Here is a 26,474-nt window from a genome sequence, read left to right as displayed (position 1 = left end):
ATGTCATTCCAACAAATACTCATACAAGATGGGAGCATCCTAGCCAGAAGGGGACAGGATTATGAAAAAATCACTATCAATTTTAAGTCTTATTCTGCTATTACCACAATGCTTAAGTTTTCGACATGAAAAAATATTTGATCCAATCAAAACTGCATCGAAAAAGAGAATAAATATTGCTCCCGAATGGATGAATCCTTCAGTATCGTATGCAACTTTACCTCAAAGTAAACAACTAACGTTACAGGAAGCAATCGCAATTGGATTACAGTATAATCCAACTTTACAAGCTCATTTTGAAGAAATTGGTATTCGTAAATCAGATCTTATTCAAGCAGGTTTTTATACTAATCCTCATGTGGAATCTATATTTAAACTACCAACTAAAAATAATGATACCCATACTAAAGTAGAAATTTCAGCTCATTTTATGCTTTCAGATCTATGGCAAGTTCCTTTCAAGAAGAAGGTAGCTCAACGAAACTTAGATATGAAGACACATGAAATAATGAGTATTATTTTATCAACGAGAAAGACTGTTCAACATGCATATCTAAACTGTAAATATCAACAAGAATATTTAGAAATAGTAAAAAAAATAACTACAGTAATACAAAATATAAAAGATCATATTAAGTATCGTTATCAATTTGGCTATAACACAAAACTTGATTATTATTTTTCTTTGAGCAAACTTGCTGAATGGCAAGCAAAAATTATTGATACGCAAGTAGCTCTACAAATATCTTACACAAAATTGTATCAGTTATTAGGTGTACCCATCAACAATGACTATATTAGTCTAACTGATTCAATAGTAATGCCAACAGTTTCTATTTCTCAGCAAGAGCTAGAACGGTATGCGATGCTTTTTCATCCAGACATATTAATTGAGCAATCAAAAATTGCCAAAGCTCGCAGAAGTTAGTTATGAAAGATCACGTATTGTTGATAATGTACAAGTTGGTATTTCATATGAGCGAGATTTTGAGAAAAAAGTTTCTGGTGTGGGCCCAGCATTGGGTATTAATATTCCATTATTTAATACTAATTATGGTAATGTTGAGCGGGCGAAATCTGAAATCAATAAAGCTGAAAAGAATTTATTGGCACAACAACGCACGATTTTTGCGAATATATTTAATCAATTGTCTCGTTATAATTCATATCTAGCTCAAATTGAGCACTATAGACATAATGTATTGCCACCTGTTATGCAAGCAATTAAATTTAGCAAAGAATTTTTCGATAAGATGCAAATGAGTATGATCGTATTTCTTGAAACTCAGATTGATCTTTTTCAATCAAAAGTAAAATTGCTCGATCTTACTTATCGAGCTTCCTTGGAATATATAGATCTAGAATTTAGTGTGGGAGCTCAATTAGAAAATGTTGCAACCTAAAGGATAATCTAGCTTCCTTAAAGTACCATTATTTTGTTATATGGCGTTTTTATTATTTTAAAACTTTTTATTTGCACGTCTGATAGTTATTTTTGATGGTATATACATTTATAAAAAATTGAGATATAACTTAGCCGGCTAATTTTAAAAGTGTTAACAAAGTAGAGTTTGTTTAAAATGAGGACATATATGAAAAAGATACTAGGTTCTGTTGAGTTTTCAAAATAGCAGAAACTTTTTGTATGATAGCACCGAAAAAAATTAGCTTAGCAACAAAAATCAATCGGTACTATCATGAAAAAAGAGTATATCAGTGAATTTGCATGGATCAAAATTTTTAAGTTTTTAAAAGATTTGATTCATGGAGTAAAAAAAGTATTTGGAATGAATTACTTAAATTTTGCAATGAACAAGGAATAGACAGAGGTGTTGGCGGATTCACCAGTAAAATTCATGCAAAAGTTGATGCACTGGGCAATCCTTTGAAATTTTTAGTTACACCTGGACAATCAAACGACGTTAATCAAGCAGAAAAATTATTAAAAAACACTTCTCAATCGTATGTTTTAGCCTACAGGGCTTATGGTCAGTTCGTAATTTCAAAGCTTTTTTATCATTTGTTGGAGCAGTTTTATGGTTAAGATGAAAACTCAACAGGACCTATTAGAAATTAGCTGTACCACATCACTTCACTTTTTCAACCATCGGCAATAAACACATTGAAATCAAGTTTTTTGTATATCTTCAGAAGATTCAATATCATAAAGTGATACTGCATCCTCAACAGAAAATTAGCCAATAGAAAGACGCCGTAATGCTTGCGTGGTAGCGACGGTACCAACTTTTTCTGCAATATCATTTATCAAAACACGAATATCGGATATTTTTTGTTTACGCAATAACTCAGAAAGCGCCCAACCTTTATACTTAAGTGCAGAATAAATAGGTGGTATTTGAACATATCTTTCACCAAAAGATGTAATAGCATCTTGTAGCATGTGCTTTGTCACACCATTATTTACATGATATTGACCAGTCGCTTCGTCACGACTTGGCCTTGGCACATCCATTAGTTTACCTGTAAAATCAAGCGTATCTGTCAGCTGACCTAATTTGCCTTGCGCAATATACATCTTATCTAAGCTCATCAGCTTATCAATATGCCGCGTTGCACTTCTATCTATAGCAACGATTAATAAACCAGTCGCAAATGAATCAAGCGTACCAGCATGGCCAATTTTTATTTTCTTTGGTAGAAAATTTTCAATCTGGCAACACACTTAAATGATGTTATACTTGTTGGTTTATCTATTAATAAAAAACCTCTCATATTATTTTGTATTATATTCATGAAATTTTATAGATACGATGTTTACCAACCTTGATAATCATACCAGCTTTCCACTTAATTTCTTTTCTAAAGTCCTTCATAGATTTATCATCAATAATAACAGCCCCCGACTCAATTAAACGTTTTGCCTCAGAAGAACTTTTGACTGCATCAAGTACTTTAAGTAAATCTATAATCCAACATGGATTTTTAACATTAGATGGTAAACTAACTTCATTTGCTTGCGAATAATCTTTTTTCTGGAACAATGCCTCAAATTGCTTACGAGCAGATTCCGCTTCTTCTTTTGACCAAAATCGCTCTATAATCTCATATGCCATTTCTTTTTTTGCAGCCATTGGATGCAATGTACCGCCAGCAACACGCGACTTTGCCTGCGTCATCCAGCTATGATCTTTATATAAAAGCAGTTCAAAATAGCGCCACATCAAATCATCATTAATCGACATCAATTTCCCAAACGCCTGGCCTGCTGGCTCAATTAATCCAATAGCATTACCAAGTGATTTAGACATTTTTTGCACACCATCCAACCCTTCCAGCAAAGGCGTTGTGATAATAATTTGAGGTTCTTGCCCATACTGCTCTTGCAAATAACGACCCATGAGCAAATTGAATGTTTGATCAGTACCACCCAATTCAATATCAGCTTCAAGCACAACAGAATCATACCCTTGCAACAAGGGATAAAGTAATTCATGAAATCCAATTGCTTGCTGCGCTTGAATACGATTGGCAAAATCTTCACGCTCAATCAAACGCGCCACGGTAACCCTAGCACATAAACTAACAAATTCTTTACTGCTCAGTGCATCAAGCCACTCAGAATTACATTTTACCGTTACTTTGTCTGGATCTAAAAATTTTTTAATTTGTTCAAAATAAGTTTGCATGTTGCGCTGAATTTCAGCCTCTGTTAGTGGCGGGCGCATTTTTGATTTACCTGTTGGATCCCCGATACGTGCAGTATAATCACCAATTAAAAAAATAATCTCATGTCCCATGTCCTGTAGTTGTTTCATCTTTGAAAGTACAACTGCATGGCCTAAATGCAAATCTGCTGCTGTCGGATCCATGCCTAGTTTTACTTTAAGCCGACCACCACGTTTTAGTTTTTTATATAAATCAACTTCCGGTAACAAAGTTGATGTACCAATACGCAACTGCTCTATAATTTTTTTTATTTCCATGTAATACGTCGCTTTTCATCAGACAAGATTAACAAAATACGCAAGCATAAAACCAATTGTTGAAATAATCCACAACACAAAAAGACGCAGTGGATAAGAAAAGAATAAAATTAACAACATCGGTACCAGCAAAAATAAATAATTTCTATAGCGCCAATATTCTGGATAACGCTCAAGTAAAAATATAGTCAGTAAACCAAAACCACTTATGATAAAGCTCAAGGCAGCAAGAACAACATTTAAATATACTATTGCAATAATAATAAACATCAAAGAAACTGCCAGAGAAGAACTTGCAGTATATTCTTGCGCAATATACGTATGAGACATAACACCAAAACGTACCATTGGAATCACCAACTCTAAAACACGCGTACCAAAACCAACAAGTAAAGTAAACATACCAATAGTTGCAACAGCAAGATGTGCAAATGTATCAGAAAGATATGCCGCACACATGCGCAATGTACGTGATGGACCATGAATATTTAATGGATTAATAGGAATATGCCGTCCCCATCCGAATTGAAAAACAAACAAAAAAGCAAGACCAAACAGGTCAATATGCGCCAGAGGACTTAATGTTAAAAAACCAAGCGCTTGCCCGGTTTCGTCACCCATTTTATATGCAGTCCATGCGCGAAATGCACCTGCAACTGCAACAGAAATACAATATGCGATTAATAGCGTGATAATAGTAATGATTGAAGAAACACCTTGCAGTGTAACCATGAAAATCCTTTATACATAATGATAATAGGCCTATACAAAGCTTACGGTAAATTAAAAATAGGGTCAAACAAAACAACCTAACAATCAAAACAACTACATAGTAGTAAACACTAACAAACCTTTCAATTGCATTTAAAATGGATACCTCGACAAAAAAAAAATCGAAGGCTAGACTGCAAAAGTTGCTTAAAAAATGTATATCTAGAGAAAAAAATATGAAGCAAAACAATAGTGTAACAAAAAAAACACATCAATGGTCTTTTAATGTTATAATAACAACAATTCTTGCGTCGCTTACTGCAATTATATATTACCCTTCACTTAATTATGAATTTCAGTTTGATGATATCGCCAATATAACTAAACACTTTAATATTCGCCACTACAGCCTAGAACGATTATTTTTTTCTGGCCCACGTTGGATCAGTTACTGGCTCAACTCACTTAATTATAAGCTAGGTAAGTTTGAACCATTTTACTATCGTTTATTTAATATCTCATTTCATATCATCAACGGCCTACTTGTTTTTTTTGTTATTTTTTATGCATTATCACAATTAAAAAAAACAAGCTTTTTTACAAAAAATAAATTCGAATTGGCTACACTTACCTCATTATTATTTTTGTTGCATCCTGTGCAAACACAAACAGTATCATACGTTATTCAAGGGCAGCTTGAGGGCCTCTCATGTATGACAATTTTAGGTATGAGCTTAATTTTTTTATTATATGCACGCACCCAAAATACACTATCTAACGTAGTTTTAACATGCATTTTATTTATCCTTGCTATACTTTCATGCGGCACAAAAGAAATTGCTATAATCTCTCCTACACTTATTTTGTTGATTGATTGGTTCTTTGTGTCACAAGGAGATTGGTTATCACTCAAAAAGCGATTGTGGCTCCACATAGGAATTTTTGCCACCGTTTTTGGTATTTATTTATATCTACTCAAGCCACAATTTTTCACTGATATTTTAGGTTTCAAGCGGTTGGCAAAAAATAATATTGGTAATGTAATAACCCATACACCACAAACAACCATTACTCCGTGGATATTCTTCATTTCGCAGTTTAAAGTTATTTTGCACTACCTATGGATGTTTATTTGGCCATTTGGTATCAGCGTTGAGTATGATTGGAAATTAGCACGCGACTTTTTATCACCAGATGCATTTATACCATTTTTAGCGCTATGCCTTATCTCATGGAGTGTTATTACTCTACTTCGCAGAAGTATGAACCATACCATTGCTTTTGGTGCACTGTGGTTTTTTATTTGCATTGCACCACGCTCCAGTATTATTCCATCGCCAGAATTACTAGTAGACTACAAAACATACACTGCATCAATTGGCTGGCTTTTTATTCTATCTTGTGGCATTTTTAACTTTTTTTTATGGGCAAAAAAACAATTAAAAACCAAATCTCTTTTATTAGAACAATCATATATTAACCTCGCATTTATGCTCGTATTTGCAACACTTATTGGATTTGCCACTATTAACAGAAATCAGGTATGGCGTTCGGGGCATGAATTTTGGGAAAATATTATTAAAAATGCACCTGGTAAAGCACGTGCCTATAATAATTATGGCGTCGAACTTTCACAAAAAATGCACAAATTTGAAGAGTCAATCCCCTACTTTAAAAAAGCAATTGCTATGGATGCGAACTACCCAGACCCATGCAATAATCTAGCCGTCGCATATAGTCAAGTTGGTAAGATAGATCTAGCCATTCAAGCACTCAGGCGTGGTATAAAAATAAATCCATATTATCCTGAAGGCTACAATAATTTAGCATCATTTTATGTGCAAAAGAAGAAATTTGATGAAGCAGAAAAAATTCTCAAAACAGCTTTACGTTTGCGCCCGTATTATGGCAAAGCCTATTTTAATTTAGGGCGCGTATATCTAGAAAAAAATGAAATAGAAAAAGCATGGGAATGTTTTAAAGCTTGTTGCACTAAGGCCGATCTTGATAATGAATTTGGCTTTACAATGTATGGAAAAGCAAGTATGAGGATGAAAAAATATGAAGATGCTATTATTGCATTCACACGTCTGTTAGAATTTAAACCAAACGATTATGAAACATATTTTAGTTTAGCAAATGCTTATTTTTTAAATAAACAACACGCCAAAGCAATTCCATTATATAAGCAACTACTACACAGAAATCCAGATGATGTGCGCATTACATATAATATCGCAGAAGCATATTTGAACATGAACAATCCAGATATAGCACTAGAACTTTTTGCAAAACTCAAACCATTTGAAAAACAATTTCCCCACATTAATATCCGCATGGCCGCATGTTATGAAAAAATGGGCCGCATCCCAATGGCTAAAGAACTCCTTGCTCAACTAGTACAAAGCAATGGTCCTGAACAAATAAAAAATAATGCAATGACTTTAATTGCTCAGTTAAATAAAAAATATCTTACGTAATAACAATTTTGACGATTTAGTGCATTACAAGTAAAATTAAGCATTATGGATAAAAAATACGATCATAAAGTTCACGAAAAAAAGATTCAAGATAGTTGGGATAATAAAAAAACCTATGCACCACAAAATAATCAAGGGCAACAATACACTATAGATACACCACCACCAACTGTTTCTGGTTCTCTGCATATTGGGCATATATTCTCATACACACAAACAGATATCATTGCTCGCTATAAGCGAATGAATGGTTTTTCTATTTTTTATCCTTTTGGTTTTGATGATAACGGCCTACCAACTGAACGATATGTAGAAAAAAAACGCAAAGTAAGCCCATACAAAATTGGTCGCTCAGAATTTATTAAGGTATGCCTTGAAGAAGTAGAGCTTTCAGCACAAGAGTTTACTCAACTATGGAAGCGTATGGGACTTTCTGCAAATTGGGATGCTATATATTCAACTATTTCGGCAAGCACACGGAAGCTTTCACAAGAATCATTTATCAGATTGCATGAGAAAGGATTTATATATCGCAAAAATGAACCTGCTCCCTATTGCACATCCTGTAGAACCTCTGTCGCACAAGCAGAGCTTGATGATGCACAACATGATTCACTTTTCAGCACTATCGTATTTAAAGATCAAGAAGGTAACAATTTATTAATCGGAACAACGCGCCCAGAGCTATTATCTTCATGCGTTGCAATGTTTTATCACCCTGATGATAAACGGTATAAACATTTAAAAAATCAAAAAGCAATCGTACCATTATTTGAATATCAAATCCCTATTTATGCCGATAAACGTGTTAACCCAGAAAAAGGAACTGGGTTAGTAATGTGTTGTACGTTCGGTGACAGTACTGATATTGAATGGTATAAAGATTTTAATCTTAATTATAAACAATCAGTTGGCCGTGATGGAAAATGGGGCGAAGATACTGGTATATTGGCTGGCAAAAAATGCAAAGAGGCACGCCAGATCATTTTAGACACACTCAAAAACAACAACTTATTACTTGAGCAAAAGCCGATTTCTCACGTGGTAAATGTACACGAACGCTGTAAACAAGAAATTGAATACTTGATGTTGCCGCAGTGGTTTTTAAATATTATGTCTCACAAAAAAACATTTATTGAGTTAGCAAATCAGATTAACTGGCACCCAAATTTTATGAAAGCTCGCTATCTAGATTGGGTTAATAATATTGGATGGGATTGGTGTTTATCTCGCCAGCGCTATTATGGTATTCCATTTCCTGCGTGGCATTGCCAAGATTGCAATGAAATTCTGTTAGCAGATATTGAAACTTTGCCTATCGACCCGCAAGAAACTCAATATTCAGGTTCATGCACCACATGCGGATCATCAAATATTATTCCTGATACAGATGTTATGGATACGTGGAACACATCTTCACTCTCTCCATATTTATGTCACAAGCTTTACAGCAATGTTGTTGAAGGTAAGCAGGTAAATCCACTTACCGAGCCCGCAGGCACATTTGTTCCTATAAGTATGCGCCCGCAAGCGCATGACATTATTCGCACATGGGCATTTGATACCATTGTAAAGGTATGGATGCATCATACGACTATTCCATGGAAAGATATTATTATTTCTGGCCATGTACTGAGTGGTGATAAAGAAAAACTTTCTAAATCAAAAGAACAAAAAGCACTTGCGCCAATAGCGTTATTAGAAAAATATCCTGCTGATGTTATAAGATATTGGACAGCTTCTGGCGCCCTAGGACAAGATACTGCATTTTCTGAAACACAATTAAAAATTGGACAAAAACTCATTACAAAATTGTGGAATGCATTTTTATTTTTAAATGAGCACACAACCACAATTACATCTGTAAACAATTTAGTTGAGGTTTCTTCACCAATTAATAAATGGCTACTACATAATGCAAGCAACACATTCGATCAATACAAAAAATATTTTGAAAAAAATGAGTTCAGTTTAGCACTCGGCGTATCAGAGAAATTTTTCTGGCAAACATTTTGCGACAATTATTTAGAATTAATTAAAAATCAGTTGTTTAATCCAAAAAATTATGATGAACAACATGTACAAGAAACTCAAGCAACATTGTATCATGTCGGTTTACGCATCTTGCAACTGTACGCACCATTCGTACCACATGTAACTGAAGTATTGTACCAAGAAATATATAAACCTAATACGTCCACAGATTCACTACATCAAACAAGCTTTGCCAATATGCAACAAGCATACATGTTTGAACAAGAAACAAAAATTATGGATCATATTGTTGATCTTGTTGTAAAAGTACGCAAGCTCAAAACAGCCAAGCAACTTTCGTTAAAAACAGAGCTAAAAAAACTTACTGTTGGTCTAATTGATACAGAATTACTTGAGGCTATCAAAAAACAAGATCAATTATTACGTGGTGTAACACAAGCCTATGATATTGAGTATAAAATTACCAATAAAATATCTGATAAACTAGAAGAAAAAGATGGCTTCTGGCATGGGTTTGTTACATGATTCTTATCAGAAACACACAGAAAAAAATAAACATCAATCAAAAAAAATTGCAGCAAGACGCACAAAAAATATTGGATATCTTAGGTTATAATGATTTTGATTTGGGTATTTGGCTAACAACCAATACAACCATCAAAAAATATAACCATAATTACCGCAATAAAGATAAACCCACTGATATCCTCTCATTTCCCTATCACTCCGACCTAAAAGCTGGCGATAAAATTAGCGCAACAACAGATGAAGATAGAAATCTGGGTGATATTATCATCAGTCCTGAATATGTCAAAAAAGATTCCCCACGATGGGGACACAGTTTTGAACAACACATGCAAATGCTATTAGTTCATGGTATCTGCCATCTGCTTGGCTATGATCACATCAAAGATCAAGATTATGCAGTAATGAAAAAACAAGAAAATTTTTTGCTTAAAAAACTATCTCAATAACAAGTTTGTGTATTCAAGAGTGAATTGTGAAATTAAAAAATAAGTAAAAACAAAGTAGACTAGCTTCGTTTTTTTGGACAAAAAAAGGAGCTAGCCAATGCTAAAGAAATTTCTTTACAGAGAAATAATTTTATAGTTTGATGCGAACAGAGTTTTCAGGATGTTTTAAAAATATTCCAAGTTATCCACAATTTACTCGATCAATTAGAAAAGCTTTGCCATATATAGATCTTGTTTTAGCTGTTTTTACAAAAATTAACGCAAAGAAGTATCATGGACCCTTAGATGAATTTTTAACATCTTTTTGTCAGCGAGATTTTCCATTTTTTACAAGATTATTTCAAGGTCTTAATTTTGGGATAGGTTCTTACAAAAAAACATATGTGTCGTCCTGCAAATTACTTGTAGGGTGCTTTTTAATAAATATGCGTATTTTATAGCAAGTTATTGTTTATTTGTAATTTCTTTGTATAGCATCTTTGCTTTGTGACTTTCAATAGCATGATCGACCATTGGTGTTGGATAATTATGTATTGAATCGTGTGTATCTTTAAACCAGCTATGAATAATTTGATTATCAATATTTTTAAGTTCAGGAACCCACTTTTTTATATACATGCATTCAGGATCAAATTTTTTTTGCTGTAGCCATGGGTTGAAAATTCTAAAATACGGCTGTGCATCACACCCTGTTGATGCTGACCATTGCCAATTGCCATTATTAACGCTTGGATCATAATCAACCAATTGTTGTGCAAAATATTTTTCTCCCCATGTCCAATTAATATGTAAATCTTTTGTTAAAAATGAAGCGGCAATCATTCGTACTCGATTATGCATAAAACCAGTTTTATTAAGTTGCCGCATGCCTGCATCAACAACTGGAAATCCAGTTTTACCGTTACACCACTTTTTAAAATTGGTTTTACTTTTACTCCACCATAATTTGTTATATTTTTTGTAATATGCTTGTCCAAATACAAATGGACTATTGTAGGCAATATGCGTAAAAAAATCCCGCCAATATAGTTGTTTTATCAGTGGATGATCTTTTCCCAATTTTTTGCCAATACTATGATATGTTTGGCGAATTGATATGGTGCCAAACTTTAAATGTGCAGACAGATTACTAGTTTCAATAGCAGGAAAATCTTTTGTTTTTGTATAACTTTTCAAGCGAGTAATATTGCCAATTAACTTTTTTGCCTCTTGTGTGCCGCCATTAACATGTAAATTGGGATTTTCTTTTTTCAAAAATTTTTTATATATCATAGGTGTTTGTGAGCCTCTAATTGCGTGTATGTAAAAATTTTTCTTTCTACATATTTTTGGTATGGCAATTGTTTCTCTAATACTACGCTTATAAAAGGCACTAAAGATGCTATAGGGTGTGCCATCTTGTTTTTTTATTTTTTCTGGTGCATTAAGCAGCAAATCATCACACGAGATAAATTTTATTTTTTGTCTTAAACATATTCTTTTTATTGCATTATCTCTTTTTATACTAAACGGTGTGTAATCCGCATTGACATAAATAGCTTCGATTGTTTCCTGTTTGATGAGCCGCTCAACTACTTTTTCTGCAATACCATTGAAAATATACAACTTGCCTTTTTTTTGTTTGAGCTGCTCATCTAAATTTTTTAGTGATTCAATCATAAATTGAATACAGTTTTTGCTCTTGAAACTATTGCTTATACCAACTTGGCGGGGGTCAAAAATAAAGCAGGAAATAACTTTTTCTGATTCTGATAGTGCCTGTAAAAGTGTAATATTATCATCTAAACGGAGGTCTCTTCGAAAAATAAAAATTGATGTTTTATATTTTTTCATAGCTAAATAGATTATGGGATTATTCTTTTTATGCCGCTCACGACTTAAGTATCGTAGTGGTTTGTTATACAGGGTGTAAACATTTTTTATAGGATATATTGTAGAGATAAAAAGACATAAGGTGTGTTTTGAGTATATTTTATCTTGAATAACAGCTATTTTTGTGATTATATAGCCAGCAGTAAAAAGAAGGGAGCTTATATATGTCTTTTTATGATATAGATAAAAACTTCGAATATAATGCCAAAAATGCTGGTAAACTTGACCATGAAATTCCTGAGCGCATTTGGCCAGATAAAAACTTGTGGTACCCGTTTCTTGATAGCAAAATTGCCAGTCCTCTTGGGATTCCCGCATGTAGTATTACAACAGGTAAAAAAATTGAGCAAATAACTAAATTAGGATTTGATGTTCTGACGTACAAGACGGTCAGGAGTATTTGTGTTAATGCTCATCCAATGCCAAATATTTCTTGGATAGAGTGTAAAAAGCAGCTTAAAAAAATTGATGAGGGAGATATTTTTTTATCCAAATACACAGTGACTGATCTAACCAATGTAGCTATTGCTAACTCTTTTGGAAATGCATGCTTGAACATCAATTGGGTGCTTGAAGATATTGCATTTGCAAAATCATGTATGTCTAATGGACAATTTCTCATAGTCTCTGTTTATGGAAGTGTTGAACAAAAAGCGCGAACGTTTTTTGATGATTTTGCCTATGTTGCTGCTTTAGTGCAAGAGGCTGGCGCACAAGCTGTAGAGCTGAATATATCATGCCCAAATTATTGCGGTAAATCATTATATAAGAATTATTATGATGTTTATAAGTTGGTTAAGACAGTTAATAGGGCTGTTAATTTACCAATCATAATAAAAGTTGGTGTATTTGATAATTATGAGCAAGCAAAAAAAGTATTATATGCTGCAGCTCGTGCTGGTGCTCGAGGTATCTGTGGTATTAATTCTATGCCAAGAAAGGTTATGAATAAGGATGGAAAACCTACATTTGGTAAAAGAATTAAAGCTGGTATTTCGGGTAAGCCAATTTTTAGTTTAGCGCAGGAATTTATTATAGATACTCGTACAATTATTGATCAAGAAAAATTAAGTTTAATATTACTTGCAGCTGGTGGTGTAACATGCGCAGATGATTTTGATGTTTTTTTGGACCTTGGTGCAGACGTGGCTATGAGTGCTGGTGGTGCTATATGGAATCCTTATATTGCTCATAAATGGCATAAAAAACATTCATTTGTGTATTCACACTAGATGGGCCTATAAGACAAGCGGAGATAATTATGAATAAATGGGAGTTAGTTAGAAAGCTCTATGAAGTTAATGCAGTAAAATTTGGTAGCTTTGTTTTAAAAAGTAGTATTCAATCTCCAATTTATATTGATTTACGAGTCATTATTTCTTATCCAGACATTTTGCAAGCAGTTGCAAATTGCATGTGGAAAAAAGTAGCAACATACAATTTTGATCTTATGTGTGGAGTGCCTTATACCGCATTGTCAATAGCAACAGTTATGGCGATCAAACATAATAAACCAATGGTTATGAAGCGCAAGGAAATAAAAGGGTATGGAACAAAAAAGATACTTGAAGGTGTTTTTAAGGAAAAGCAAACTTGTCTTGTTGTTGAGGATTTATTTACTTCAGGTATTAGCTCATTAGAAACAATTAATTCACTGGAGAAAGCCGGTCTTCAAGTGGAGCATGTTGTGATACTTATTGATAGAGAGCAAGGTGGTGTTATTAATATCCAAAAACGCGGTTATTTTGTGCATTCTGTTTTTACTTTAACTGACATTATAAAAATTTTGTGCCAAAGTGGTGCAATCAATCAGGAGATAATTAATGTCGTTACTGCCTACATTAGACAAAACCAAGTCTATTTTTAATATAAATATGTTAACTTATGCGCAACGTGCTGAATATGCGCATCATCCATTGGCAAAAAGATTGTTTATGTTAATGGAACAAAAGCAGACAAACTTGATACACAATCCAGACGTGGATAACAAGAAACAATTTATTGCACTTACTGATGCTATTGGGCCGTATATTTGTGCACTTAAAACACACATTGATATTATTAATGATTTTGATTGGGATTTAATTGAACAACTTAAAACTCTTGCACAAAAACATAATTTTTTAATTATTGAAGACCGTAAGTTTTGTGATATCGGTTCAATTGTGCAAAAACAGTATCGTGATGGCATGTATAAAATTGTCGATTGGGCAGATATTATTATTGCTCATGCGGTTTCTGGTCCAGGTGTTGTTGATGGGCTTAAGTCTGTAGGTAAAGATAAAAATCGTGGCATGCTTTTGCTTTCTCATTTGAGTTGTGCGGGAAATTTAATTGATAACATGTATACAAAAAAAACTGTTGAGCTAGCAGAAACTAATACTGATTTTGTAGTTGGTTTAGTTGCACAAGAGCGTTGTACAACTGATATTGGATTGTTGATTGTTGCGCCGGGTATAAGTTTAACACAAAAAAAAGATAATCTATCTCAGCGGTATAATACACCTGAATATATGATTGGGCAATGCGGAATCGACGCTATTATCGTTGGGCGTTCAATTTATAATGCAGATGATCTAGTTGATTCTGCACAACAATATCGTGGTGCTGGATGGCAAGCGTACAAAAAGCGTATAGAAAGTTAATCGATATTTTTTTAATAGATACAAAAAAAGCTTTGCAAAATAGCAAGGCTTTTTTTGTATCAACATGTTTTTTATATTGTTGGTTGTTTAAATACATGTGCTGCGGCAGGTATATAGCTAGTTGAGTTTTCAAATAAAGCTTCTTTAATCATTGCTGCCTCTAGTCGCATTATGCCAATACCTCCACCAAAGCGAGGAAAAAAATTTAAATCAAGATATTGATTCAGTTCATTCATTACACGTTCTTTACCAAAGTGGTCAAAGAATAATTGTGCATATTTTCCGTCAACAATGCTGTGGAAATATGTTCTCATTTCTTCTTTATTGCATGAGCGCTCTGCAGACCCGATAGTTTCCATACCGTGCAAAATAACGTCAATTTTATTAAAGATACCATTGCCTACATGTTTCATATTCCAAAATGGGTCAGTACGTAGTGGATATTTCTCCAGAGAAATTGATGTACTAATCTCTTTAGACATACGCTCTTCTTCTGTATGTTCTAATATAGTAACGCCATAGCGAGAACATAAATCTTCATAATTGAGGTTTATAGGTGCCTTAAAACCAAGATAGGTAACTAATTCAACTTCTATTTCTTGTAAATCAGAAAAGTCTCCTCGTCCTTCAAAGTCGAACATAGGAAATAAACGTACGTGTCTGCCAGGAATTGGATTTGGTTCGTCTCGGAAACTTGGCCCTAAACAATAAACACCTTTCCATGAAGGATTTTTTAATAATTCTACTTCGAGCCACATTTGCCCGGTTTGCGGTAATGGAAATTTAAGCCCGCCAAGAAAGTATGTATTAATTGTTCGTGGATCTTCACATCCAGCCATGATTGACGTGCGATATGAAGCAGGAACTTCTATATATTCCTTTTTTTGAAAAAAGGCCCTTAGTTTTGTTACCATTTCATTGTAATGTAGAGTATTCTCCATATGTCTCCTTATTTTTTTAGATAATTATTTAGGCATACATACATATTGTTTTATTTGGGCACAAATTGTCAGAAGCATACTAGTGGTAAAAATAACTTGTCAACCGATTAGATAAATGAGTCCTTTTAAAAACAACAAAAAGACTACTTTTTTCTTTTATGATTTTCATGTAGAAATACTTCCCCCCAAAAAATTGTCCAATATCGCTTTTTATTATGATAATTTTAATTTTTTATTTAAAAATAGTAATTTATTAAAAAGGGAAACCATTAAAAAAATTGTTGTCACTAAACTGTTAGTTCATAATAAAAATAATAATACTCAAATACGGGCTTATTTAAGTATATCTAAATTAAAAACAAAGATTGAAAAAAAGTGGACTAAAGAAAAAAAAGACTGTGCGCCTATTATTGATCGCGTAATGATTCGTGAGCAACAATATCAAGATACGCACTATGTTTTTTATCATGGGCAAGAAGGACGTTTTCGCATACTGCAGGATATTATAAAAGAGCTGTATTCTGTTTTACATATCAAACGCACGGTGGTATAAAAATATATCGCTATACACAGGTTGAGGAACAAAAACAACATCAATATGAAAGTAATGTCAAAAAAATAGCACATGAAATGATTGCTGACTGGATCAAAGACAAAGATGTACTCAGTATTAAAAAAATTCTAAAAAAAGATTTACCACTTACTTAAATATTATCTTGGATAATATAATTCCATTATTTTTAAAAGAATGGAAGAAGCACAAGCAACAGGCGTATAAAGAATTTACAGAAGTTTTTTAAGTAATTCTTGAATAATTTTAGGATTACCCTTTCCTTGAGTTTTTTTCATTGCCTGACCGACAAAGTAGCCTACCATACGCTCTTTGCCCGCTTTGAGTTGTGCGACTTGTTGTGGACTATTTACAATAATTTCTTTTATCATTGCCTCAAGTTCTGGGCTAGCACCCATCTGCTCTAAGCCTTTTTCTTTTACGATATCAATAGGATTTTGCCCAGTTTGCGCAATTATTTCAAAAACTTCTTTTGCAGCATGATTGTTAATTTCTTCTTGTTCAAGCATTTGTATAATTATAGCTAATTTTTTTGGGGTGACTTTAAACTCAATAATAGACTGTTTATATTCTTTTAGATAACCAAGAACATCCCGTAAAATCCAGTTTACTAATTGTTTGCTTTGAGTTTCTTTGTATGCTTGTTCAAAATAGTTAGCAAGTGCGCGATCTTCCACCAGAATTTCTGCTTCATAGGGTGTTAAGCCAAGTTGACTTACAAAGCGACTAAACTTATCATGTGGCAGTTCTGGTAGTTGCGCAGCAATACGACTAATCCACTCTTGGTTTGTTTGAACCAAAGGCAGATCAGGTTCTTCAAAGTAGCGATAATCAGCCGCTTCTTCTTTTGATCGCATTGGACGAGATTCTTTTTTATTTGTATCCCACAAGCGGGTTTCTTGTTTTACTTTACCATCATTTTCTAATATATCGATTTGGCGTTCTATTTCGTATTCAATAGCGTCGCCAATGAATTTAAATGAATTGATATTTTTTAACTCACAACGAGTGCCAAGTTTTTCTTGTCCCTTTTTACGCACAGAGATATTGGTATCTGCGCGAAATGCTCCTTCTTCCATATTACCGCTACAAATATTTAAATATTGCACAATGGTACGCAGAGTTTTTAAGTATACTCTTGCTTCATATGTACTTGAAATATCAGGATAGCTAACAATTTCTAAAAGTGGTGTTCCTGTTCTATTGAAGTCAACAAAACTTTCTCCACTGTCAGGAGCATGAATGTTTCTTCCTGCATCTTCTTCCATATGAATACGAATCAAGCGAATCTTTTTAATACTTTCATCTTCAAGGCGGATGGGAATAAAACCTTCTGAGCAAATAGGGTTATCAGCTTCAGTAATCTGGTAATTTTTTGGCAAATCAGGATAGAAATAATGTTTACGCGCAAAAGAACATATAGGGGCAATGTTACAGCTTGTTGCAAGACCAGCCATAATTGCGTAATCAACTACCTTTTTATTTAAAACAGGGAGCACACCAGGTTGGCCGGTACAAATAGAACAAATATTTCTGTTGGGTTCCTTGGTAACGCTGTTGGAACATGTGCAGAAAATTTTGCTTTTTGTGGTAAGCTGGGCATGAACCTCAATACCGATAGTCAACTCGTAATCTGGGTAGTTGTCTAATACTGACGCTGTTTTTGCCATTATATATTCCTTTGTTTATGAGCATTCAGTATACTATTTTTTTTCAATTTTGTATTGGTTGAGCCCAAAATTCTTTTTAGTTACAAAGGTAATCCGGCAGCTACAAAAATTTTCAAGGGTAAGTACCGCATCATACTGAGCTGTTGTTATATACTTGAAAATATCTGGGTGAAGACTAATAGTAATAGAATCGCTAATTTTTTTGTCTTTTAGTTCTTGTGTTATTGCATGTAAAATAGTAAAACTTTGAGTTTGTACCGATTTAATAAAACCTGAACCTTCACATGTAGGACACGTTTCGGTCAACTGTTGAACTAGGGTTTTACCAGATCGTTTTCGAGTCATTTGTACTAAACCAAACTCAGAAACTTTCAGTACAACAGATTGAAATTTATCACGCTCTTTGAGTGTTTTTTCAAAAAATGTAATTAGCTTTTTCCGATTAGCTGCAGCAGCCATATCGATAAAATCAATAACAATCAACCCACCAATATTGCGTAAGCGTAGTTGGCGAACTGTTTCTTCTGCTGCCTCTAAATTTGTTTGTAGCATAGTGTCGGCCATATTTTTTTTACCGGTAAATTTACCGGTGTTAACATCAATAACTGACATGGCCTCAGTTGTTTCAATAATCAAAGAGCCACCAGATTTGAGCGGTACCTTTTTTTCGAGCGCTGCTTCTATTTGCTCTTCTATAGTGTAATATTCAAAAATTGGTGTTTTACCACGGTATAATTTTATTTTTTGTCTATGTTCGGGTGCAATTTTTTTTACGTAATTATAGATTGTTCTTTGTGTATCCTTGCTATCAACAATGATTGCTTCAACATCATTATCCAAATGATCACGTACGATTTGTAACGTGAGCTCAATATCTTCGTAAACACGTTCTTGAGGTTTTGCTTCTTTAAAACCGTTTTGTATCGTTTCCCATGTGCTTACTAATATCGAAATATCTTTTACAATTTCCCATTCTTTGCGCCCATCAGATGTGGTTCGAATAATAGCACCCATACTTTCTGGTAAATTTTTTTTTACAATTTCTTTAAGACGTACACGTTCTTGCCGATCTTCAATTTTTTTCGAAACACCAATACGAGGAATATTTGGCATTAAAACGATAAATCTACCAGGTAATGTAAAGCATGTAGTGAGTTTTGCTCCTTTCTCATATACTGGCTCTTTACTGACTTGAACCAATACCTCATCACCTTCTTTGAAAATTTTACTAATATCAATTGATTGACGAAGTTGAGCTGTTTTTTTAGAAATATCTTCTTCAAGTGAAATATGTTTGCTAAATTTGCCAAGTGCTAATTCTCTGTCTACTTCTGAAATATGCAAGAAGCCTGCTTTTTCTTGACCAATATTAACAAACGCTGTTTGAATTCCCGGTAATACTTTTGTAACTTTACCTTTAAAGAAAACTCGCTCAATAGACTGGACTGCCTGTGCAGAAAAGTATATATTCTGCAACGTACTATTGTCGCTAATAGCGATACGTATTTGCCAAGGATTTTTATTAATTAAAATTTTTTTCATAATATGATTTGTACCATTATGTTGCGTATTCTTTTCCCTTCTTATTTATTAAATATACCCTATTTTCATATGTATGAGTAGAAAATTAATAAAAAGTGTGCTACGCTCTCTGGCAGTAGGTTAAGTATGTGATTAATTTTTTTATAATTAGGAGTAAAAAGATGAAAAAAGCATTGGCTCTTTTTCTATTTGTGTTAGTTGCGCTTCCAGGGTGCTTTGGGAAGAAAAAAGAAAAAGCTGTAAAAAAAGATAGTAAGAAAAATGTATTCTCTTCTGTTGATATTCCTACAGCAGACGGTGATATGAGTGCCGTTTTTGATGATGAAATGGGAGATTTTATAGAAGTTGATGAATCTATGGCGTATGATGACATGAGTGATGATGAGCTTGATTTAGCAGATGTTGCATATGCTGATGATCTTGCAAAAAACGTAAAAGCTGATTCGGTGGAAGTTGATGATTTTTCTTGGATTCAAGAGTCACAACAACAAGAGTTTAAGGCTGTTTATTTCGACTTTGATAAGTTTAACATTCGAGAAGATCAAGAAGACACAATGGCATTTAACATAGAACAAGCGCAGCGTGCATTAGTAGAAAATCCTGATGCAAAAATTACACTTATTGTTGAAGGTCATGCTGATAGTGCTGCAGGATCTGATGCATATAACCTTGCGCTATCAGAGAAAAGAGCAAAAATAGTAAGAGATCGTTTTGCTGCTGCAGGTATTCCAACTGATTCAATTAAAATTGTTGGTCGTGGTTCAGAAGTGCCAGCAGTCGTCGATGGTAAAATTGTTGAAGGTGATAGAAACCAACAATGGGCAAATCGTCGTGACGAAATGAGAATCATTATCGGTTAGTCTGGCTAATTTTTAAAATATTGAAGGGAGCTTCGCAAAAGCGAACTCCCTTTTTTTTTTATTGATATACAAAAAATCGCTGAATAAATAAAAACCGAGCGAATTACTTAAGCATTTTTTCTACAAGTGTACGAATTTCGGTGCCGGCATGCTTTTTTTTGAATGTTTGTAGACTTTTTTTCATTCTTTGCCTATATGCAGTGTCGGAAAAAAATTTAGTGACGATATGTGCAATATCTTTTTCACTTTTAATACTTAATCCAAAATTGTGTTGTGTAACAAAATCATGATTAAATTTTTCCCATTCTAGTGTACCGCTTGTTGCATCAAGAAAAAGTGGCAAATTCATATACAGTGCTTCACATACGCTAACTGACCCAGATTTACCAATAAACACATCTGATATGCTCATTAAGTCAGAAATATGTTCAGTAAAACCAATAATAGTAGTTGTTATATGTGGTGGAAAACTAACTGTACGAATTTTTCTGACTACGTTAGTGTTTTTACCCGTACAAATTAAAACATGTATTGCCACTTTTATTTTCGCTAGTTCTTGTGCAAAATCATACAGTGCATTTGAACCACGATACCCCATTAATAGTAAAATAACTGGTTTATTGGGCAAAACATCATATTTGTGCTTAATATTCTCAATATCTTTGTGGGTAAAAAAAACTGGCCTGATGGGAAAGCCAGTTACAACAAGTTGTTTTTTATTAATTTGTGCTGGTGCAATTGTCTGAGCAATTGTATCGTCGTCAAATGAGCAAGTAAAACGAAAATGCTTTTCTTGTGGTTGATTAATACCATTTATTACTATCGTTGCATCCAAATCTGTAGGAACAATAATAAGAGGTATACCAAGATTTTTTGTACTTTTAATCAGTGCTGCATTAATCAGCGGTACTACAGAAATAACCATATCCGCATTTTCTTTTTTTAGATATGCTGTCAGTAACTGTACAAGTGGTCCGCTACGAATTCTCATATAATATGCACCGATTACTTGGCAAGCACTTAGTAGGCGAAACCATTTTTTTGTTAGAAAATCATTATAAAATCGTATCCAATCATATTTACCAAATGTGATTTTTCGTATTACATCAAGAGGGTGTATAACGTCAGAGAAAGTATTTACTGCATGTACTTTATAATGAGATCCTAAATATATTTTGAGCGCATCTGAGACTGCTAAATGTCCACCACCGCCTTTACTGGTAAGAATAATTATTTTTTTCACTGTTTTGCCTGATTATTTTATTTTTAATTACTTACCAACACAAAATTCACGAAAAACAGCATCCATTCCTTTTTCGCTGATGCTTTTGCCTGTTAGTTGATTTATGTGAGAAATTGCATCATTTAAATGATATGAGATGAGTTCGTACTGGATATTTTCTTTAAGCATTGGTGTGATTTTTTCTAATTTTTTTTCTAAGCCGAGCAAAATGTTAAATTGCCGTTTATTGAGGAGAAACGATGATTCGCTGCGTTTTAATAACTGCATGATTTTTTTTTCTATTTTTTGTTCAAGAAGTGTTATGTTATGTCCGGTTTTACTTGAAACAGTAATACTATGTTCCTCTTTTTTATCATTTATATATTTTTGCATATCATACTTAGTGTTCACACAAATTATTTTGCTGCGATATTTTTCAAGCAGTTCTGTATATATTTTTTTTTGTTCAGTATAGAGCTGAGATAATGAGTCGCTCACAAGTAAAATAATATCGGCTAAATGTGCTTGTTCAAAAGATTTTTTAATACCAAGTTCTTCAACAACATCATCAGTTTGTCGTAGTCCTGCCGTGTCAACTAATGTCCAATAGTTTCCACTTCTATATATACCTGCTTCAATAGCATCACGAGTTGTGCCAGCAATATTAGTAACAATAGCTCGTTCTTGACTAAGCAATGTATTAAATAATGATGATTTTCCAGCATTTACAGCTCCAATAAGTGCAATTCTAATACCATTACGTATATGTTGTTGTTGGTCAAATGTTTTTTTAATATCCTTAATATGTGTAAGTACATCAGAAAGTAATTGTAAAATTTGATTTTCAAAGGTTAGATCTTCTTCATCGATAAACTCAAAACTTGCTTCAGAAAGCGCTAGAGCCTTAATTAAATTGTTTTCAATTGTATGTAACCAGCCAGACAAACTTCCTTCAAGCTGAGCAAGAGATTGTTTGAGTGCTTGTTGTGTATGTGCATGAATAAGCTCATTAATTGCTTCTGCTTGTACCAAATCAATTTTGCCATTCAAGACCGATCGTTTGGTAAATTCACCATTTTGTGCTAATCGTGCACCATTTTTAATAGCCTCTTGGATAATTGCTTCAATAATAAATGGATTGTTGTGGCAGCTAATTTCTATTGTGTCTTGGCCAGTGAATGTTTTTGGGCCTCGCATTAAAAAAAACAAAACCTGATCAATAGTAGTACCGTTAGTATCAACTATCCAGCCATATTGAATAGTATGTGTTTTTTGCTGATATATTTTTTTGTTGCCAGGTAATTTGCTGATATGTGTTACGATTTCGAAACTATCGACTCCTGACAAACGCAAAAGTGCTATTGCGCCACTTCCTTGTGGTGTGCAACAAGCAATAATTGATTCTTGATCTTGTGATAATAAAACGCCAGGGCGTGCTACAAAAGACACTACAACCCCCACTACAATAATATAACTATTCTTTTTTGTCCCTAGAGTCGTTGTCCCCAGAATCACTTTCTTTGTTAGAAGAAATCGTTTGCTGATTCACGTATTTTTTTTCACCAGTTGAAGTTTTATGAAAAGTAACGTTATCTCCGGCAACAGGTCTACGATGAGTACTTCTGAAAAGCATTGTTGTTTTTGAAGATTTTTTTTCATCAACATTTTTTATCGGCTTTTTTTGTTCGTGTTCTTTTGGTTGATGTATTTCTGAGCGCTCAGGAGTTCTTTGCTGTTTTTCTTGATATTGTTTTGTACGTTGGCTATCAAATCGCTTTTCTCCTCGCAGGTCTTTTCTCGGCTGATCTTGACGACTGCGTTCTTCTATTCTTTGTTTCTCAGAAAAACGATGCTGCCTTTCATCATGCGGTAATTTTTCTTGATTATGTCTCTGGTTGATACGGCGGTTTCCGCGCTCATCTTCTTTGGCAGTAAAACGCTTTTGTTGTTGATTATTAAAACGTTTTTTTTGTTTATACTGTGTTGTTGGCTTTGATTCTTGACCTTCAACAAAAAAAAGCGCGACTTTTGCTGGTTTACGGGTCATACCCAAAAAATTTGTTTCTTCCTTTTCAAGAATTTTTATCGTAAATTCTTGAGGGCAACCGGCACGATTCCAGCCTTTTTCTATAGCTTTAAATATTGAAGATGCTGCTTCTACTAATGATTTCATAATAAGGAAAATATACCAGTTATTTAGCAAATAAGCAAGTTATAGTAGTAAAATAAAATTGTTCTGTGAGATACAGACTCGATGCAGATTTGGAGCGGGAAACGGGGGTCGAACCCGCGACCTCTGCCTTGGCAAGGCAGCGCTCTACCGCTGAGCTATTCCCGCAAGAAATTCAAATAATAATGATCTATAACCAAAACTACCTAAAAATGTATCATTACCAGGTTATTTGTCAATAAATTAAGGATATACATACATAAAAAAATTCCGTATGGTAAGATCATGATTAATCACATAAGTGGAACCATAACAGCCATTACACAAGATTCTATTATTCTTACTTCTGGACCTATAGGATTTTCCCTATATGTGGCAAACTCTGCATTTTTTAAAATAAACCAAAAAATTACCATACAGGTTTATATGTATTGGCATCAGGAAAATGGCCCATCTTTTTTTGGTTTTACTAAGCCAGCAGAGCGACATCTTTTTGTTTTAATTATCAGTTGTTCTGGCATTGGGCCGCGTATAGCTTTGTCTATTTTATCTCATATGAGCCCGTCAGAATTTGTAGAGGCAATTCAGACTGCAAATGAGCGCGCTCTGAGCGCGGTTAATGGTATTGGTACGAAAAAAGCAGAGCATATAATTGTTCAACTCAAACATAAAATCTCTCAATTAATCGAAGAAGGAGTTGATCTAGGTGCCCAAGGAGAAAGTGTCCAGCAGCGAAATCAGCTTGTTGATGTGCTTAAATCACTTAATTATTCTCGATCAGAAATTAACAATACACTGACTCATTTAAATGAGCAATACAACGATCCGACACTTCCATTTGATAAGCTTATGCGCCATGCATTAGCATTTTTAGCAAAAAAATTGTAAAATAAAAACTCAATCTTTACTCATTTGCTTATCGTACACTTTCTCTTTAATACATTTTTGTTTATTCGATAGATATACAGCTAAAAGGAACATTTCATGGCTTTAATAGATTTTTTTAAGTGGTTTAATGAGATTACTGCATTGCCAGCAACAGTTATATTTTTTGGTGTGGCTGTGCTTTTGACACTTAAAACAAGGTTTGTGCAACTTCGTTCATTTCGTTATTTTTTACAACTTTTGCGTAAAGGATTCCAGGAGTCAGATACAAAAGAGCAAGATGTAAAAACAATTAATCCATTTCATGCGCTTTTTACTGCAATGGCAAGTACTATCGGCATGGGAAACCTGGTGGTGCCAGCGGTTGCTATTTATTCTGGTGGGCCTGGTGCGTTGTTTTGGTTACTTATTTATATTTTCTTTGGATGTGTAACAAAATTCGCAGAGGTTTCTTATGCGGTTGAGTCTCGGGTAAAAATGGATGATGGTACTGTTATTGGCGGGCCAATGCAATACCTTAAATATATTGCTTCATGGCTTGGTGGTTGGTATATGTTTGTAATTGCTTTTTTATATATGAGTTGGTCTGCTTTGCAGGCAAACACGCTAGCATTGATTTGCTTTCAAGAAGGTATTTCAAAGATATATATTGGTATTGCTCTATCGTTATTGATGATTTTTGTTCTTCGTGGCGGTGCGCGGCGAGTTGGGGTAATTGCGAGCAAATTAGTACCAATTATGTTTACACTGTATGTTGTGTTTGCAATGTTTATTTTATTGCGGGATATTTCAGCGGTTTATCAGGCATTTTCTCTTATTTTTACCAGTGCATTTTCATCAACTGCTGCACTGGGTGGTTATGTTGGTGTTGCGTTGTTACAAGCAATGCGATCGGGTATTTATCGTGGTATTTTTATTACTGAAGCGGGTATTGGGACCTCCTCAATTGCACATGCAATTGCGGATACCAAAAAACCATCTGATCAAGGTGTACTTGCGATGTATTCCATGATGAGCGATGCATTTTTATCTACTATTTCAGGGCTTCTTGTTTTAGTTACTGGTGTCTGGATGCAGGGTAATTTTAGAAGTACGTTTATCTATGAAGCATTTAAAATGCACGCACCTGCAGCAGGTGACATTATCTTGCTTATTACGATTTCATTATTTGTGTTAACCACTGTGATTGGTAATACATTTAATGGTAAGCAAAGCTTTGCACTTTTGACACATAATAAGTATATTTCCGTTTATTTAAGTATGAGCGTTGTGGCAATTTTTGTTGGCGCGTTGGCTGATGTTGAATTTATGTGGGCTTATTTGGATGTATTATTGACACTTATTGCGATACCAAACGTTCTCGGTTTGCTTTATTTAGCGTTTAAAAAACCTAAAGTGCTTGAGGTAAATTAGGCTTGCTGTAAAGGCATAAGCTTTTTACTTTTTTCAAGCTTTTTCTTGCTATGTTCAAATGCCTGTAATGCTGCGTTACGTGTTAAACTACCCAATATTTGAATAAGTTCTTTTTGTAGTGTTTGCATTTGGATGATTTGAGTAGCAATATTTTTGTATTGAACAGAGTCCTTTGCTATACTGTTTTTTTCTAATTCTTGTAATTGAATAGTCAGTAATTGAATGGCTTGTGTAGCGTATTGCAATGCTTGTTCTTTTTCCTTTATTACTTCAAAGTGTAATAAGGTGGCATTTTGCTTTATTTGTTGATCTTTACTTGGGCCAAAGAAGCTTTTTATCGCTTTATTAAATGCAAGAGATATTGGGAGTGTTGCAACAAATAAACATACTTGTATAGTACCCTGTATAACTGATTGCTTGGTTCCTTGTCCAACTAAATCCTTGAATGTTCCAAACCACGTTATTGGCTCTGGCTGATAAATATACATCGTTTTTATTTCATGTGAAATAAATAACGTAGAGGCCATACATACAGCTACTAAAAAACTAATTATCTTTTTTTTGAATTCCATTATAATC

Annotated in this window: 23 protein-coding genes, 1 tRNA gene and 1 pseudogene; 13 read left to right on the top strand and 12 right to left on the bottom strand. The window is 33.9% G+C overall.

Annotated features, from left to right (window positions below; translation table 11 throughout):
* Window positions 1–61 precede the first annotated feature (61 nt).
* The 3 genes from KC460_02395 to KC460_02385 all read left to right on the top strand — a co-directional run bounded on the left by KC460_02395 (window position 62) and on the right by KC460_02385 (window position 2,044).
* Window positions 62–928, top strand: coding sequence for a TolC family protein (locus KC460_02395; protein ID MCA9770197.1), 867 nt, complete (start codon window positions 62–64; stop codon window positions 926–928).
* Entirely contained in the window at window positions 906–1,403 is a 498-nt protein-coding gene (locus KC460_02390; GenBank protein MCA9770196.1) for a TolC family protein, read from the top strand. Before KC460_02395 ends, KC460_02390 begins: the two co-directional genes overlap by 23 nt.
* A 377-nt stretch (window positions 1,404–1,780) precedes the next feature.
* Window positions 1,781–2,044, top strand: a complete 264-nt coding sequence (locus tag KC460_02385; protein ID MCA9770195.1) for a transposase — start codon at window positions 1,781–1,783, stop codon at window positions 2,042–2,044.
* Between the two features lie 150 nt (window positions 2,045–2,194).
* Here the strand turns inward: KC460_02385 and KC460_02380 are convergent, their stop codons facing one another.
* The 3 genes from KC460_02380 to KC460_02370 form a co-directional block, all read right to left on the bottom strand.
* Window positions 2,195–2,683: a hypothetical protein gene (locus KC460_02380; protein ID MCA9770194.1), complete on the bottom strand. Its 489-nt coding sequence runs from the start codon at window positions 2,681–2,683 to the stop codon at window positions 2,195–2,197.
* A gap of 67 nt (window positions 2,684–2,750) precedes the next feature.
* Entirely contained in the window at window positions 2,751–3,944 is a 1,194-nt protein-coding gene (locus tag KC460_02375; GenBank protein ID MCA9770193.1) for a tyrosine--tRNA ligase, read from the bottom strand.
* A gap of 18 nt (window positions 3,945–3,962) precedes the next feature.
* On the bottom strand, window positions 3,963–4,676 hold the full coding sequence (locus KC460_02370; protein ID MCA9770192.1) for a hypothetical protein: 714 nt from the start codon (window positions 4,674–4,676) through the stop codon (window positions 3,963–3,965).
* Between the two features lie 215 nt (window positions 4,677–4,891).
* On the opposite strand from KC460_02370, the gene KC460_02365 reads away from it, so the two are divergent.
* The 3 genes from KC460_02365 to ybeY are packed head-to-tail and all read left to right on the top strand — an operon-like array spanning window position 4,892 to window position 10,104.
* Window positions 4,892–7,135, top strand: a complete 2,244-nt coding sequence (locus KC460_02365; protein ID MCA9770191.1) for a tetratricopeptide repeat protein — start codon at window positions 4,892–4,894, stop codon at window positions 7,133–7,135.
* 45 nt (window positions 7,136–7,180) lie between these two features.
* Window positions 7,181–9,655 (top strand): valine--tRNA ligase, encoded by a 2,475-nt coding sequence (locus KC460_02360; protein MCA9770190.1) that lies wholly within the window; start codon window positions 7,181–7,183, stop codon window positions 9,653–9,655.
* Window positions 9,652–10,104, top strand: coding sequence for an rRNA maturation RNase YbeY (gene ybeY, locus KC460_02355; GenBank protein MCA9770189.1), 453 nt, complete (start codon window positions 9,652–9,654; stop codon window positions 10,102–10,104). The genes KC460_02360 and ybeY overlap by 4 nt, the downstream gene beginning before the upstream one ends.
* Window positions 10,105–10,548: 444 nt before the next feature.
* Here ybeY and KC460_02350 read toward each other — a convergent pair whose 3' ends face one another.
* Window positions 10,549–11,937 carry a deoxyribodipyrimidine photo-lyase gene (locus tag KC460_02350; protein MCA9770188.1) on the bottom strand — a complete coding sequence of 463 codons (1,389 nt, stop codon included), beginning with the start codon at window positions 11,935–11,937 and terminating at the stop codon, window positions 10,549–10,551.
* A gap of 203 nt (window positions 11,938–12,140) precedes the next feature.
* On the opposite strand from KC460_02350, the gene KC460_02345 reads away from it, so the two are divergent.
* Genes KC460_02345 through pyrF form a run of 3 tightly spaced genes read left to right on the top strand, consistent with a single transcriptional unit; the run spans window position 12,141 to window position 14,621 of the window.
* A complete protein-coding gene (locus KC460_02345; GenBank protein ID MCA9770187.1) occupies window positions 12,141–13,208 on the top strand; it encodes a tRNA-dihydrouridine synthase in 1,068 nt (355 codons plus the stop codon).
* Between the two features lie 29 nt (window positions 13,209–13,237).
* Window positions 13,238–13,843, top strand: coding sequence for an orotate phosphoribosyltransferase (locus KC460_02340; protein ID MCA9770186.1), 606 nt, complete (start codon window positions 13,238–13,240; stop codon window positions 13,841–13,843).
* A complete protein-coding gene (gene pyrF, locus KC460_02335; GenBank protein ID MCA9770185.1) occupies window positions 13,800–14,621 on the top strand; it encodes an orotidine-5'-phosphate decarboxylase in 822 nt (273 codons plus the stop codon). The genes KC460_02340 and pyrF overlap by 44 nt, the downstream gene beginning before the upstream one ends.
* Before the next feature lie 149 nt (window positions 14,622–14,770).
* Here pyrF and KC460_02330 read toward each other — a convergent pair.
* A pseudogene (locus tag KC460_02330) lies at window positions 14,771–15,562 on the bottom strand (transposase).
* Window positions 15,563–15,677: 115 nt separating this feature from the next.
* Here KC460_02330 and KC460_02325 point away from each other — a divergent pair.
* A complete protein-coding gene (locus tag KC460_02325; GenBank protein MCA9770184.1) occupies window positions 15,678–16,115 on the top strand; it encodes a hypothetical protein in 438 nt (145 codons plus the stop codon).
* Between the two features lie 230 nt (window positions 16,116–16,345).
* Here KC460_02325 and gatB read toward each other — a convergent pair whose 3' ends face one another.
* Both gatB and KC460_02315 read right to left on the bottom strand, forming a co-directional pair.
* Window positions 16,346–17,803, bottom strand: coding sequence for an Asp-tRNA(Asn)/Glu-tRNA(Gln) amidotransferase subunit GatB (gene gatB / locus KC460_02320; GenBank protein ID MCA9770183.1), 1,458 nt, complete (start codon window positions 17,801–17,803; stop codon window positions 16,346–16,348).
* Between the two features lie 33 nt (window positions 17,804–17,836).
* Window positions 17,837–19,345, bottom strand: coding sequence for an Rne/Rng family ribonuclease (locus KC460_02315; protein ID MCA9770182.1), 1,509 nt, complete (start codon window positions 19,343–19,345; stop codon window positions 17,837–17,839).
* A 161-nt stretch (window positions 19,346–19,506) separates the two neighbouring features.
* Between KC460_02315 and KC460_02310 the strand changes: the two genes are divergently transcribed.
* Complete coding sequence (locus KC460_02310; protein ID MCA9770181.1) at window positions 19,507–20,205, top strand: OmpA family protein; 699 nt, start codon at window positions 19,507–19,509, stop codon at window positions 20,203–20,205.
* A 103-nt stretch (window positions 20,206–20,308) separates the two neighbouring features.
* Here the strand turns inward: KC460_02310 and KC460_02305 are convergent, their stop codons facing one another.
* The 4 genes from KC460_02305 to KC460_02290 form a co-directional block, all read right to left on the bottom strand.
* Window positions 20,309–21,448, bottom strand: a complete 1,140-nt coding sequence (locus KC460_02305) for a hypothetical protein (GenBank protein MCA9770180.1) — start codon at window positions 21,446–21,448, stop codon at window positions 20,309–20,311.
* 27 nt (window positions 21,449–21,475) lie between these two features.
* The gene (gene mnmE / locus KC460_02300; protein ID MCA9770179.1) at window positions 21,476–22,876 is read right to left on the bottom strand and encodes a tRNA uridine-5-carboxymethylaminomethyl(34) synthesis GTPase MnmE; all 1,401 of its coding nucleotides are present in this window, start codon (window positions 22,874–22,876) and stop codon (window positions 21,476–21,478) included.
* Window positions 22,877–22,901: 25 nt separating this feature from the next.
* A complete protein-coding gene (locus KC460_02295; GenBank protein ID MCA9770178.1) occupies window positions 22,902–23,600 on the bottom strand; it encodes a Jag N-terminal domain-containing protein in 699 nt (232 codons plus the stop codon).
* A 90-nt stretch (window positions 23,601–23,690) separates the two neighbouring features.
* Window positions 23,691–23,765 (bottom strand) — tRNA-Gly (locus tag KC460_02290).
* A 117-nt stretch (window positions 23,766–23,882) separates the two neighbouring features.
* Here KC460_02290 and ruvA point away from each other — a divergent pair.
* The gene (gene ruvA / locus KC460_02285) at window positions 23,883–24,485 is read left to right on the top strand and encodes a Holliday junction branch migration protein RuvA (protein ID MCA9770177.1); all 603 of its coding nucleotides are present in this window, start codon (window positions 23,883–23,885) and stop codon (window positions 24,483–24,485) included.
* 96 nt (window positions 24,486–24,581) lie between these two features.
* Window positions 24,582–25,895 (top strand): sodium:alanine symporter family protein, encoded by a 1,314-nt coding sequence (locus KC460_02280; GenBank protein MCA9770176.1) that lies wholly within the window; start codon window positions 24,582–24,584, stop codon window positions 25,893–25,895.
* Here the strand turns inward: KC460_02280 and KC460_02275 are convergent.
* A complete protein-coding gene (locus tag KC460_02275) occupies window positions 25,892–26,467 on the bottom strand; it encodes a hypothetical protein (protein ID MCA9770175.1) in 576 nt (191 codons plus the stop codon). The genes KC460_02280 and KC460_02275 overlap by 4 nt on opposite strands.
* Window positions 26,468–26,474: the final 7 nt, after the last annotated feature.

Source organism: Candidatus Dependentiae bacterium (assembly GCA_020431705.1).
In the GTDB taxonomy this organism is placed as follows: Bacteria; Babelota; Babeliae; order Babelales; family Vermiphilaceae; genus JAGQHQ01.
The sequence above is the reverse complement of the archived record's forward strand: the minus strand, read 5'-3'. Positions and strand labels throughout refer to the sequence as shown.